Source organism: Arthrobacter sp. Hiyo1 (assembly GCF_001263615.2).
Lineage (GTDB): Bacteria > Actinomycetota > Actinomycetes > Actinomycetales > Micrococcaceae > Arthrobacter.
This window is the reverse complement of sequence record NZ_DF952473.1, coordinates 174,242-187,865: the sequence shown is the minus strand read 5'-3', so window position 1 is coordinate 187,865 and position 13,624 is coordinate 174,242. Positions and strand designations below refer to the sequence as shown.

Annotated in this window: 5 protein-coding genes and 5 pseudogenes; 4 read left to right on the top strand and 6 right to left on the bottom strand. The window is 64.1% G+C overall.

The window, feature by feature from the left end:
• Together pepN and AHiyo1_RS16320 are read right to left on the bottom strand one after the other, a co-directional pair.
• Positions 1–1,894, bottom strand: a pseudogene (pepN, locus tag AHiyo1_RS16325) (aminopeptidase N); the annotation flags it as partial.
• A gap of 4 nt (positions 1,895–1,898) precedes the next feature.
• A pseudogene (locus AHiyo1_RS16320) lies at positions 1,899–2,940 on the bottom strand (YeiH family protein).
• Between the two features lie 113 nt (positions 2,941–3,053).
• Here AHiyo1_RS16320 and AHiyo1_RS16315 point away from each other — a divergent pair.
• From AHiyo1_RS16315 to AHiyo1_RS16305, 3 genes and pseudogenes are all read left to right on the top strand, one after another.
• Positions 3,054–4,610, top strand: a complete 1,557-nt coding sequence (locus AHiyo1_RS16315; RefSeq protein WP_059389248.1) for a circularly permuted type 2 ATP-grasp protein — start codon at positions 3,054–3,056, stop codon at positions 4,608–4,610.
• Positions 4,611–4,682: 72 nt separating this feature from the next.
• Positions 4,683–5,608 (top strand): annotated as a pseudogene (locus tag AHiyo1_RS16310) (alpha-E domain-containing protein).
• Positions 5,605–6,453: pseudogene (locus tag AHiyo1_RS16305) on the top strand (transglutaminase family protein). The pseudogenes AHiyo1_RS16310 and AHiyo1_RS16305 overlap by 4 nt, the downstream one beginning before the upstream one ends.
• A 25-nt stretch (positions 6,454–6,478) precedes the next feature.
• Here the strand turns inward: AHiyo1_RS16305 and AHiyo1_RS16300 are convergent.
• Together AHiyo1_RS16300 and glgC are read right to left on the bottom strand one after the other, a co-directional pair.
• Positions 6,479–7,930: an SDR family oxidoreductase gene (locus tag AHiyo1_RS16300; protein WP_059389247.1), complete on the bottom strand. Its 1,452-nt coding sequence runs from the start codon at positions 7,928–7,930 to the stop codon at positions 6,479–6,481.
• A 107-nt stretch (positions 7,931–8,037) separates the two neighbouring features.
• Positions 8,038–9,420, bottom strand: coding sequence for a glucose-1-phosphate adenylyltransferase (gene glgC, locus AHiyo1_RS16295; RefSeq protein WP_059389246.1), 1,383 nt, complete (start codon positions 9,418–9,420; stop codon positions 8,038–8,040).
• A gap of 104 nt (positions 9,421–9,524) precedes the next feature.
• On the opposite strand from glgC, the pseudogene glgA reads away from it, so the two are divergent.
• A pseudogene (gene glgA / locus AHiyo1_RS16290) lies at positions 9,525–10,723 on the top strand (glycogen synthase).
• Positions 10,724–10,879: 156 nt separating this feature from the next.
• On the opposite strand, the gene AHiyo1_RS16285 reads toward glgA, so the two are convergent.
• A complete protein-coding gene (locus AHiyo1_RS16285; protein WP_059389249.1) occupies positions 10,880–13,000 on the bottom strand; it encodes an acyl-CoA dehydrogenase family protein in 2,121 nt (706 codons plus the stop codon).
• Between the two features lie 34 nt (positions 13,001–13,034).
• Positions 13,035–13,624: TetR/AcrR family transcriptional regulator (locus tag AHiyo1_RS16280; RefSeq protein ID WP_059389245.1), on the bottom strand; the 590-nt coding region annotated here is incomplete at its 5' end.

Below are 13,624 nucleotides of genomic sequence, written 5' to 3'. Positions count from 1 at the left end.
CGGAGCCGGTACGTAGCGCTCGACGGCGTCACCGCGTTGCCGAGAACGTTGAGGAGGACGCCGATTCCTGGCTCGGCGGGCGCGAAGCGTTCGACGGCGGCGACGTACAGTGTCGCCGGGGTCACGGCGTCGCGAGCTGAATCCCATAAGGCTGTCCAGCACAATGCCCGGGCCATCGGATCGCTGATCCGGTCCAGGGAGGAACGTACTGTTGCTTCGGACCCCGCATCCAGGCGGACCTTCGCATAGCTGAGGTCGTCGTCGTTGACGAGAAGGAGGGCCGGGCGCTGCTTGCCGGCGAGTCCGCCCACGGTAGTGTCGGCGCCGTCGAGGTCGAGCTCGATGCCCTCGGTTCGGAACAACTGTCCGCCGTCGTCAAAGTTGTAAAGACCTATCCTGAGCCTATGCGGCCGGTGCTCCTGCTTGCCGGTGATGGGGTCCACGGAGTCCTGGCGCAGGGTGACCGCCGCCATGGCATCGCCGCTCCCGGAGATCTCGGCCGCAATGGTGGAGATCCCCGAGGTCTGCAGCCACTGTCGGGCCCAGGTTCCAAGGTCCCGGCCCGATGCCGTGCCCAGGGCTTCCAGGAGGTCGGTCAGCGAGGTGTTGCCGTATTCGTGATCCCTGAAGTAGCGTCGCGAGCCGGCAATGAACGCCTCGAACCCGACGTAGGCCACCAATTGCTTGAGGACGGAAGCGCCCTTTGCGTAGGTAATGCCATCGAAGTTCTGCTTGGCGGCTTCCAGGTCGGGAATGTCCGCCACGATGGGGTGGGTCGTGGGCAGCTGGTCCTGCACATAGGCCCAGGACTTGCGCTTGTTCGCAAAATTCACCCAGGCGGTGTCCCAGTCCGTGGCCTTGTCCACGCCGAGGGTGCCCATGTAGTCGGCGAAGGATTCCTTGAGCCAGAGGTCGTCCCACCAGGTCATGGTCACGAGGTCTCCGAACCACATGTGGGCCATCTCGTGCATGAGGGTGTTGGCGCGGGCTTGGTACTGGGCATCGGTGGCCCGTGAGGTGAAGACGTACTTCTCCGTGAAGGTGACCAAGCCGGGATTTTCCATCGCACCGAGGTTGTACTCCGGCACGAACGCCTGATCGTACTTGCCCCACGGGTAGGGGTAGTCGAAGAGATCGTTGAAGAAGTCCAGGCCGTTCTTCGTCAGCCGGAAAAGCTCCGCGGCGTCGAAGGACTCCTGCATGGATGCGCGGCAATAGAGCGCCAGCGGAACCTCAAGACTGGTGCCGTCGTCGAGCGTCTTGCTCCAGCGGTCAGTAGCGCGGAAATAGGGACCGGCGAGGACGGTGGTGATATAGGTGGACATCCGCTTGGTGGTGGCGAAGTCCCAGCGGCTCGTGGCCGGGTCGCTGGTCAGTTGCGTCCGGGCAAGCTCGGCGCCGTTGGAAGCCACCTGCCAAGCGGAAGGAGCCATGACGTGGAAGGTGAATTCGGCCTTCAGGTCCGGCTGCTCGAAGTTCGCGAACACGCGGCGGGCATCCGCCGGTTCGTATTGCGTATAGAGGTAGCACTGCCCGTCGGCCGGATCGACGAAGCGGTGCATGCCCTCGCCGGATCGGCTGTAAAGGGCGGTTCCGGTGACCGTGACCTGATTTTCGGCCTGGAGATTGTTGAGGTGGATCCTGTCGCCGTCCACCACCTCGGCGACGTCGAGTCCTTTTCCATTGAGGAACACGCTGTGCACGCCGCCGTGGATGAAATCCAGGAACGTGGAGGAACCAGGCTCCGCGGAGAAGTCAATGATGCTGCGGCTGGTGTACCCCGGCACGCCGGTATCTGCGGCTTCGCGGACGTCAAGGGAGACATCGTAGCTGTGGGTGCTGATCAGGCTGAACGGGTGGCGGCTTCAGCGCGCGCCAAGTTGTGATTCGACACCCAGCTATCTAATCATGAGGAAGACTGCGCCCAGGCCCAAGATGGCGATAAGGAACCAGGAGCCAAGCGCGACTAGCGCGGCGCGGCCACCCGTGTGCAACAGCGTGCGGACGCGGACCGCCGAACCCAGCCCGAACAAGGCCGAGGCGAGCAGGATGTCCTGGAGCCCTCCTGCGGCGTCCAGCACGCCAGGACCCAGCCAGCCAACGGAACGGACGGCCACCATCGCGATGAACCCGAGCACGAAGAGAGGGACGATCGGCGGAAACTTACCGCCGTCGTCGTTCGCTTCCGTACCGTTGCGCGACTTCCGCCGCATGGACCATCGTTGCGCAAGGCCCGCCCCGGCCACGATGGGGGCCAGCAGGACCACCCTGGTCAGTTTCACGACGACGGCGAGCGCCAGCGCCACCGGACCGGCAGTCTGTGCAGTCGCGACTACCTGGCCGACGTCGTGCACGGAAGCCCCGGTCCAGGCGCCGAATTGTTCCGGGCTCAGGCCCAAGGGGTGCATGAGCAGGGGCAGGACGCCGATCGCGAGCGTGCCGCAAAGGGTCACCAGGCAACCGGCAGGACGGTGTCCTGGTGTTTGATGCGGCGTACCGCGGCCATGGCTCCGATCGCGGAGGCACCGCAGATGGAGAAGCCGGTGGCTATCAGCAGGCGCCCTCGCGGGGAAGCTTTACCAAGCGGGCCAGCCCATAGGTGCCCGCGAAACTGAGGAGCACGACTGCGGCAATCAGGACGAGAGCGAACCAGCCAAGGTCGAGGACATCGACAACGCTGACCTTTAGGCCCAACAGCACGATGCCCGCCCGCATGTGGTGCTTGCCCGCGAAGTCGAGGCCCGGGCGGGCGCGTCCGGCAGCCCATGCCGCCGTGCCCGGTATATTTGCAGCTAACAAACCCAGCGCTACAGCGGCTGTCATGGCAGGGATGGGGGGAAGCAGGGCATGGACAATGAAGGCAAGTCCAGTGGCTGCCACTGCCATGACGATCCCGGCTCCCAATCGGGAGACCGGGGCCGGGAAACGATTGGAGTGCATTCGTCAACCTTGATGCATGCAGGCGCTGAAATGCGAACCGGGTTCACGCTTGGTGTCGCAACATGCAGAACGCGAAATGCGTTCGTAATCGAAAAGGTGATTGTCTGAATCCCATGTCAGAGCTATTCCGGGATTACTCCGAGGCCGCCGCGCGTTCCGGCGCCTACGACGAAATGTTCGCCCCAGGCACCGTTGCCCGAAAGTCCTACGGCCAGGTGGACGGCGCACTTCGCGAGCTTTCGCTTGCGGATGTGAGCGCGCGTGCCGAGTCGATGGCGCGGACCTTCTTGGACCGGGGCGTGACCTTCGATTATGCGGGGGAGGAGAGACCCTTCCCGCTGGATATCGTGCCGAGGGTGATTCCGGCTGACGAGTGGGATGTCCTCGAGCGCGGGGTGGCGCAGCGGGTGCGGGCGCTGGAGGCTTTCCTGGACGATGTCTACGGGCGGATGGCGGTGGTCGCTGATGGCGTGGTGCCGCGGGCATTGGTGACCACGAGCGCGCATTTCCACCGTGCCGTGCATGGTTTCGAACCGGCCGGTGGCGTGCGGGTGCACGTGTCCGGTATCGACGTTGTCCGCGATGCGGCGGGCACCTTCCGGGTGCTGGAGGACAACGTCCGTGTGCCTTCCGGCGTGTCCTACGTGCTGGAGAACCGGCGGGCGATGGCGAAGGGTTTGCCGGAGGCGTTCGGGCAGCAGCACATCCGTCCGGTCGAGGAATACCCGCGGCGTCTGCTGTCGGCGTTGCGGAAGACGGCGCCGTCCGGGGTCGATGACCCCACGGTGGTGGTGCTTACCCCCGGTGTGTTCAACAGCGCCTACTTCGAACACACGCTACTGGCCGGGTTGATGGGCGTTGAACTGGTCGAGGGCAGGGACCTGATCTGCCGCGGTAACCGGGTCTACATGCGCACCACGGCCGGTGAACAGCGGGTGGACGTGATCTACAAGCGGATCGACGACGAATTCCTGGATCCGCTGCAGTTCCGTTCCGATTCCATGCTCGGGTGTCCGGGACTCGTGAACGCGGCCCGGGCGGGCGGTGTGACGATCGCAAACGCCGTTGGAAACGGGGTGGCCGATGACAAGCTGGTCTATTCCTACGTGCCGGACCTGATCCGGTACTACCTGCACGAAGAGCCGGTGATCGCGAACGTGGAGACTTTCCGGCTGGAGGAGAAGGAAGCCCGGGAGCAGGTCCTGGACCGGCTTGAGGAACTCGTGGTCAAGCCGGTGGACGGTTCCGGGGGCAAGGGCCTGGTGATCGGTCCGGATGCTTCACGGGACGAGCTGGACGCCTTGCGGAAGCGGGTGCTGGCGGATCCGCGAGGCTGGATCGCGCAGCCGGTGCTGCAGCTTTCCACCGTGCCCACCCTCTCGGGAGACCGCTTCGGGCCCCGCCACGTGGACTTGCGTCCGTTCGCGGTCAACGACGGCGACGACGTCTGGGTGCTGCCGGGCGGGCTGACCCGGGTGGCACTGAAGGAGGGCTCGTTGATCGTGAACTCTTCCCAAGGCGGCGGTTCCAAGGACACGTGGGTACTCTCCGACTCCCCGCAACTGCCCGCCGTCGAACTGCCCCGTTCCTCCATCACGGTGCGTGAACAGGTCTCGGTCTGGCCCGTCGAAAGCAACTGGCGGGACCGCCAATCGGACCAGCAGCAGTGATCCGTCACGCTATGGTGCCGGAGCAGGATACATTCATCGTCACAACGCAGGACCCGAAGGAGGCACAGCCCCATGCTGAGCCGTATTGCTGAATCCCTTTTCTGGATCGGCCGTTACGTGGAGCGGGCCGACGGAACGGCCAGAATCCTGGACGTCCATCTAGAACGCCTAAACCACCTTCCGCTCGAGGAGCAACGCAGTGTGGCGAGGGAACTCCTGGCTGTCATGGGAGCCCGGCCACAGAGCGAGGAATTCGGCTTGCCGGAGCTGCTGCACGCCCTCGCCTACGACAAGACGAGTGCCACCTCGATTGCCGGGTCCCTGGGGGCCGCGCGTGAAAATGCGCGGCGCGCGCGCGAGACTGTGTCCTCGTCATTGTGGGAGAGCCTCAACACCACCTATTACGGGCTGAACCAGCACCGTAAAGACGTCGTGGGTACGTACCGCTTCTGCAACTGGTCCTGGAACGCACCGCAATGGTCAGGGGCCTCGCGGACACCACGGTGAGCCACGACGAAAGCTGGCTCTTCCTGGTCCTCGGCCGCTCGCTCGAACGCGCCGACATGACCGCGCGGATGCTCTCCACCCGGGATGTGCTCTCCGCCGGAATGTCCTGGGTGAACATGTTGCGTTGCGCCGGCGCCTACGAGTCGTTCCTTCGGACCCGCCGTGCGGCGTTCGGAGACCAACACGCCGCGGAGTTCCTCCTGCTGGACCGTTTGTTTCCCCGCTCCATCGTCTTCGCCCTGCGCGACGCCGACGAATGCCTGGCCAAGCTGGATCCCTCCGCCCAGCGGGTGGGCTTCATCAACGACGCCCGTCGGATCGTCGGCCAGGCCCGTACCTTCCTTGAGTTCCATCGCACGGACGATCTCATGTCCGAGTTGCCCGAGCACATGGACCGGGTGCAGAAAGCCGTCACGCAGGCCTCCGACGCGATTTCCCGTAAGTACTTCAATCAGGCGGATGAACTGGCCTGGGTGGGAGAAGTTTCATGACCCGGCTGAGCATCGTCCACAAGACGGCCTACAAATACAACCGCCGAGTGACCCTGTCGTACAACGAGGCACGCATGACCCCGTTGACCGATCCGCAACAGGTGGTGCTTGAATCCTCGCTGAAGATCACGCCGTCGCAAGCTGCCGTGAGCACCTACCGTGACTATTGGGGCACCCGCGTCACCGCCTTCGATATGCAGATGCCGCACGAGCGCCTCGAAGTGGTGGCAACCACCACCGTTGAGGTCCACCGGGTGGAGCGGGTCGCCCTGGACGACGAGATTGTGGGCTGGGATGTGATGGCTTCCGACGAGATCCGGGACCAGTTCAGCGACTGGCTGCCCCAGTCGCAGCTCACGGGTCCGGGGGAGGAAGTCCTCGGCATCATTCCCGCCGTCGTCGCCGGCAAGAATCCGCACGAGACAGCCATGGCCATTTTCGAATGGATGCGCGGCGAAATGAGCTATGTGAAGGGCACCACGGGCGTCACCACCAACGCCGAAGAAGCCTGGAACCAGCGTCAAGGAGTCTGCCAGGACCTGGCCCATTTGGCTATCGGCTCACTCCGCAGCTGCGGCATCCCGGCCCGGTACGTGTCCGGGTACATCCATCCGCGGCCCACGGCAGAGATCGGCGAAACCGTCGCGGGTCAATCCCACGCGTGGCTGGAATGGTGGGACGGCGAATGGCGCAGCTGGGATCCCACCAACACAAGCCTGCCGGAGATCTCCACGTCACCGTGGCGCGGGGCCGGGATTACCGGGATGTTCCGCTTGAAGGGGATCTTGTCCGGGGGCGGCGGCTCAGGCCTCACCGTCACTGTCGAGATAACCCGGCTCACTTAGCAGGACCGCGGCCCTCCGCCTGGATTTACCAGGGGGAGGGCTTGTAGTCCTTCAGGAAGACGCCGTACTGGTCTTCGCCGTTTTCGCCCATGACGATGGGATCGTAGACACGCGCCGCTCCATCCACAAGGTCGAGCGGCGCGTGGAAGCCTTCCTCCATGAGCCGCACTTTGGTGTAATGCGGGCGTTCGTCCGTGATCCATCCGGTGTCGACGGCGGTCATCAGGATCCCGTCGCTGTCGAGCATCTCTTGCGCACTGGTCCGCGTCATCATGTTCAACGCGGCCTTTGCCATGTTGGTATGCGGGTGCCCGGGGCCCTTGTAGGCGCGGGAGAACTGCCCTTCCATGGCCGAGACGTTCACGATGTATTTCCTGCGTGCCGTGGAACGCTTCATGGCCCCGCGAAGCCGACTCACCAAGAGGAACGGCGCCGTGACGTTGCAGAGTTGAACCTCAAGCATCTCCAACGGGTCTACTTCGTCCACCACCTGGGTCCAGCTATTGATGGCCGCGAGGTCGGGAACCAGGCCGCCGGCGTCGATCGCGGTGCCTGTCGCTATCCGCTCCAACGACGCGGAGCCCGTGGACAGCGCGAGCGAGGTAATCGCATCTCCCGCGAGCACGGGATGTTCCGTGACGCTGTGGGTGATGGCCAACGGGTGTTTGTCGTGGGCATGCCCGAAGGTGACGAGTTCGGGGCCGCCGTTGGCTGCCTCCAAGGCCTCAGGCAGCGGCTCGTCCTCGGCATCCACCAAGGGCTTGTACGCATTCCCCGAACGCCGGACGGTCTGGGCGGCGTTGTTGATGATGATATCGAGCGGGCCGGCTTCGTTGAGGGAATCGGTGAGGGCCATGACCTGTGAGGGGTCCCGGAGGTCGATGCCCACAATCCTGAGCCGGTGCAACCAGTCAGCACTGTCTTCCATGGCGGCGAAGCGTCGTGCCGCGTCTTTGGGGAAGCGGGTGGTGATCGTCGTGTGTGCGCCGTCGCGGAGCAAGCGGAGGGCGATGTACATGCCGATCTTGGCGCGCCCGCCCGTGAGGAGGGCGCGGCGTCCGCTGAGGTCGGTGCGGGCATCGCGCTTGCTGTGGCTGAAGGCCGCACATTCCGGGCACAACTGGTGGTAGAACGCGTCTACCTGCGTGTAGTGCTGCTTGCAGATGTAGCAGGGCCTGGACCGGATGAGGTGGCCGGCGATTTCGCCCGTCGCCGAGGTTGCCAGCTTGTTGCCGCGGGTTTCGTCGTCGATCCTGTCCGGGGCCGCGGTGGCGGTCAGTGCGATGACGGCGCGGTCGGCTTCCGCGATCTCGTCCCGTTTGGTGACCCGGCGATGCCGCTTGACGGCTTTGAACATCTTTCCCGTGGCACGACGGATTGCGACGTAGTCCGGGTGCTCCTCGTCGTAGGCGTGGATGGTGTTCAAGACCTTGAGGCAGGCCTGGATCTCTTCAGGCGTCAAATCGGCGGGGCTCATTGGGTCAATTTTACAGGGTCAGGCACAGCAAAGCCTCCCGGGCAACAGAGGCTGGAGGCCTGCTGTCGGCCGGGAGGCCGGGGCTATCCTGGTTCCGGTGTTCCGGGTCAGACCTCTACCGAGTCCGCCTGGATTTTCGTGACCTGCTCCGCGGAGTCCCTGATGTCGGGGAACTTCTCCGTGGCAGCCTTGATTGCTTCCGGCACCGAGCGGCGGTACTCGGCAGCCAGGGCAAGCTCGGAACCGTCAGGCTCCGGTACTACCTGACCCTTGGCGAGTACGGTGATTCCGGATTCGGTGACCTTGAAGCCGCGCGCGCGGTCGAGGTCGGCATCCAATCCAATGGCGGCCCCGGCAGGAACCTTCACGTTCTTGTCGATGATGGCCCGCTTGATGACGGCGCCTTCACCGATGCGCACCTTGTCCATCAGCACCGAGTCCTGGATCCTGCTGGCCGGTCCAACGTAGACATCGTTGGAGAGGACGGACCCTTCCACGATTCCTCCGGAGATCACCGAGCCGCTGGCCACGATGGAGTCCAAAGCGGTGCCGACCGTGTTGTTGTCTCCCCGGACGAACTTGGCCGGCGGAGAGATGCTCTGCCGCGTGTAGATGGGCCATTCCGAGTTGTACAGGTTGAACACGGGGACCGGGGAAATCAGGTCCATGTGGGCGTCATAGAACGAATCGATGGTTCCAACGTCACGCCAGTAGGTGCGGTCGCGGTCGGTGGATCCGGGGATGTCGTTGAGCGTGAAGTCGTAGACGCCGGCCTCACCCTGGGACACGAAATAGGGGATGATGTCGCCGCCCATGTCGTGCTTGGTGTCCAAGCGCTCCGCATCGATGCGAAGTGCTTCCACCAGGGCATCGGCGTCAAAGACATAGTTGCCCATGGAAGCAAGGAACTGCGAGGGATCGGCGGCGAGGCCTTCCGTTTCAGCGGGCTTTTCCACGAACGCCGAGATCTTCTGGGGATCGTTCTTGTCGACCTCGATGACGCCGAACTGGTTGGCCATGTTCAGCGGCTGGCGGACGGCCGCAACCGTGGCCTTGGCTCCGCTCGCAACGTGCTGTTGAACCATTTGCTGGAAGTCCATGCGGTAGACGTGGTCCGCTCCGACAACCACCACAATGTCCGGGTTGGCGTCGTGAATCAGGTTCAGGGACTGGTAGATGGCATTCGCGCTGCCGAGGAACCAGCTCTTGCCCACGCGCTGCTGGGCCGGAACCGAGGCGACATATCTTCCCAGCTGGGTGGACATCCGCCAGGTCTCGGAGATGTGGCGGTCAAGACTGTGCGACTTGTACTGGGTCAACACCACGATCTGGAGGTACCCGGAATTGACCAGATTCGAGAGAGCGAAATCGATCAACCGATAGCCCCCCGCAAACGGCACCGCAGGTTTTGCCCTGTCTGCCGTCAATGGCATAAGGCGGTTTCCTTCGCCGCCTGCCAACACAATTGACAATACTTTCTTCAACGCCATGGTGTTTGCTCTCCCTGTACGTCTTTGTAGCCCCCGAAAAAAGCCCGGGTTGCCGGACCCTTTCACACTAGAACACATACTCCGGAAGGACTACGTTAGGTAGCGTGCGCGTAGACATTGTGACTAAAGAGTTTCCACCCGAAATCTATGGCGGGGCCGGTGTGCATGTTGCCGAGCTCAGCCGCGTCTTGGCGAAGCACGTGGATCTGCAGGTGCGTGCCTTTGGCGCGCCCCGTGATGCGGACTTCCACGGGGCAACGGTGACGTCGTATTCCACACCGGATGATCTGGGCGCGGCCAATGCCGCTGTCCAGACCCTTGGCGTGGATTTGCGCATCGTGCCGGACATCGCCGGAGCGGACCTGGTCCATTCCCATACCTGGTACGCCAACATGGCCGGCCACCTGGCGTCCCTGTTGCATGGGATACCCCACGTGCTCAGCGCACATAGCCTGGAGCCGTTGCGCCCATGGAAAGCGGAGCAGTTGGGTGGCGGCTACGCGTTGTCCTCATGGGTTGAAAAAACCGCCTATGAGGCTGCCGCCGCTATCATCGCCGTCTCGGAAGGCATGCGGAAGGACATCCTGCGCAGCTATCCGAACGTGGATCCCGCCAAGGTCCGCGTGGTCCACAACGGCATCGACGTCGACATGTGGCAGCCGGACGAAGGCGAAGACGCAATCCGTGCCCTCGGCATCGACCCGCCAAGCCGAGTGTGGTCTTCGTCGGGCGCAACACCCGGCAGAAGGGCGTTCCTTACCTCCTGAAGGCTGCGGCCAGCCTGCCCGACGATGTGCAGCTTGTGCTGTGCTTGGGCGCGGCGGACACTCCGGAACTCGCGGCCGAAACGGCCCGGCTCATCGAGGAATTGCAGGGCAAGCGCGAAGGTGTCCTGGTCATCGAACGCATGCTTCCGCGGCATGAGCTCATCCAGGTCCTCAGCCATGCCACGGCCTTCGCCTGCCCGTCGATCTACGAACCCCTCGGCATCGTCAACCTTGAGGCCATGGCATGTGGCGCAGCCGTGGTGGCCAGCGCTACGGGCGGCATCCCCGAAGTGGTTCAGCACGGTGAAACAGGACTGCTGGTGGAACTGGAGCAGGTCACGGACGGTACCGGCACCCCGCTGGATCCCGAAAAGTTCGTCGCAGATTTCGCCGCCGCCCTCAACGAGGTGGTGTCCGATCCTGCGCGAGCCAAGGTCATGGGCGCCGCGGGCCGCGTCCGGGCGGAGGAACACTTTTCCTGGGAATCGATCACCGAAACAACCCTTGAGGTCTATCGCTCGGTCCTCACCCAGTAGCCCACCAGCCCAACTGACTCGCAGTAAGTGTCGTTATGAGGCTCATAACGACAACAAATGCGAGTCAGTTGGGGAAGAACGACGGCGGCGCCGCACTCCCGCTGAGGGGTGCGGCGCCGCCGTCGTTAAAGGATTCGGCAGATGTTCACCGGCCGGTCACGGCAGGATGCTAGCTGGATTTTCTTCCTTCAAGGCGAGGAGGCTCTTCTCCTCGGCGGGTGCCTCGCCGCTTGCCCTCTGCGCCTGGAAGTAGCCCCGGGCTTCGTCCTGGCGTTCCTTCTCGGCCCCCGAGGCGATGGCCGCCCGCAAGTGCTCCGGACCGTAGCCGAAGGAATCGACCAGGTCCAGGGCGTGGGGACGGATCTTGACGAGCAGCCTGTTGATGTAGGCCCCCACAGTGCGTCCGCGCTGCATGGAGAGGCGGCCGTTCATGAGGTACCAGGACAAGTGCTTCTCAATGAGCGAAAGGCCGAACAGGTCGCGGAGCCAGGTCAGCACTCGCAAGGTGCCCGGATCGCCGACCTTGCCAAGGGCTTCCGTGAACGCTTCCCATTGCAGTAGCTCGGCGTGGGCCTGGGCGGCTTCAATCAGATCGTCCTGGTGCTGGTTGAACAGGGCGGCGCCTTGGTGCTGCGGAAGCTTGTTCGCACCCTTGAGCGCCGAACCGACCTCCGCCACCATGGACTGCACCCGGTCCGTCAGGAGCGTGCGTTGGCCTTCCTCGTCCCGCAGGGCCAAAGCAGCCTTCTGGACTGATCCGGTGTCCGCCACGAACTGCGCCACTTGCCGCAGGCCGGTCCGGTTGATGGCGACGTCGGCAGCCTGGGCAGCGACGAAGCGGGCCAGCACGCCAAAGTCGACATTGCGGAACTCTTTGGCATAGTCCGCCAGGAGGCGCTTGGCCACGAGCTGCAGAAGCACGGTGTTGTCACCTTCGAAAGTGGCATAGACGTCCAGGTCCGCACGCAGCGAGGCGAATCGGTTCTCGATCAGGAATCCGGCGCCGCCGCAGGCCTCGCGGCACTCTTGCAGGGTGTCGAGGGCGTGCCAGGTGCTCATGGGCTTGAGGGCGGCGGCCAGGGTCTCGAGGTCCTGGCGGTCGGCGTCGGTGTCGTGCCGGCCGGAGAAGACGTCGTCGAACTTTTCGAGCAGCTGCTCATGCGCGAAGCTCGCCGCAACGGTGGTGGCAAGGCGAGTGAACAAGCGGCGCTGGTGCCGCTGGTAGTCCAGCAGTACTTCCTCGTCCGTGGGGGATGAGGCGTTGAACTGGCGCCGTTCGGCGGCGTACCGGATGGCTGTCGTCAAGGCCACCTTGCTGGCTGCGACTGCGGCTCCGTCGAGGGAGACCCGGCCTTGCACCAAAGTACCGAGCATCGTGAAGAAGCGCCGTCCCGGGCTGGCGATCGGCGAGGTGTATTCGCCGTCGGGGGCGACGTTGCCGTAACGGTTGAGCAGGCTGGTGCGCGGGACGCGGACGTCGGTGAAGTGGAGGCGGCCGTTGTCGATCCCGTTGAGCCCGCCCTTGATGCCGTCGTCCTCGCCGCCGATTCCGGGCAGGAACTCTTTGGTGTCCGGGTCCCTCAGCTCGACATAGAACGCGTGGACGCCATGGTTCACATTGCGGGTGACCAGTTGGGCGAATACGACGGCGGCCAGGCCATCCTCGGCTGCGTTGCCGATGTAGTCCTTCCACGCGGCGCGGAACGGAGTGTTGATGACGAACTCCTGGGTGGCCTCGTCGTAGGTGGCCGTGGTGGCAATGCTCGCAACATCGGAGCCGTGCCCGGTTTCGGTCATGGCGAAGCAGCCGGGGATCTCCAGGCTCATGATCCCGGGCAGCCATTTGTCCTGGTGCTCTTTCGTGCCGAGGTGCATCACGGCTGAACCGAAGAGGCCCCACTGGACGCCGGCCTTGATCTGCAGTGATGGATCGGCAGTGACGAGCTCCTCGAAGCCGGCGATGTTGCCGCCGTGGTCATCCGAACCGCCCAGGCTGGTGGGGAAAGCCCGGTGCACGGCGTTGTTGTCCACGAGGTACTTGAGCTGCCCGAAGACGCGCTTGCGGTGCTCGGTATGCGTCAAGCCTTCGATCTTGTGCACCTCGGGGCGGCCCGCGAGGTCACGTGCCGTGTGCCGGATGTGGGCCCACTTGCCGAGCAGCAGTTCGCCAAGGGCCGCTACGTCCACCGTGGGGGCGGGCTCAACTGGCTGTGTGGTTGCAGCCGTTTCCGCGGCCACCCGGTTGCTGGAGGAGGTGCGGTCCACTACTTCAGTCATGGTCATTCCTTCTTTGGTTCCGAACAACGTGGAGTCATTGCTGATATTCAGGGGAGTTGATCTTGAGTTCCGGGGCGATTCCCACGCACAGCCAATCGGTGATCCGGGCCGCCATGGTTTCCTGGTCGGGCTTAGCGGGGGAGGCGGGACTGCCGAGCCACCTCTCGCCGGCATTGCGGACAAGCCCGATGGCGGCGGTGGGCCAGTAGTCGATCAACGCTTCCTTTTCCGCCCCCAGGTGTTCCCGCATGGGCCTGGCGATCATGGCGCTGATTGATTCGAAGAAGTGGCCAAGGGCTCCCGAAGCTGCGATGGCGTCTTGCGCCGATGGTTCCCCTTGCGAGAGCCGCGTGATGAACGCGTAGACGGCGGGGCTGGACTCCGCCATCTGCAGGTACGCGGAAACCATGGCGAACAGGCCTTCGCGGGGAGTTTGAGCGCTTTCTGCCGCTTCCTTCATTCGTCGTTGCATTTGTCCGAGGACTACTTCGCCCATGGCTTGCTGCAAGCCGGCTTTGTCCCCGAAATAGCGGTAGTACACCGACTTGGAGGTGCTGGCCGCGGTCGCGATGTCCTCCATGGAGGCGTCGCTGCCCAGTGCATGGACGGCTTTGCGGGCGGCTT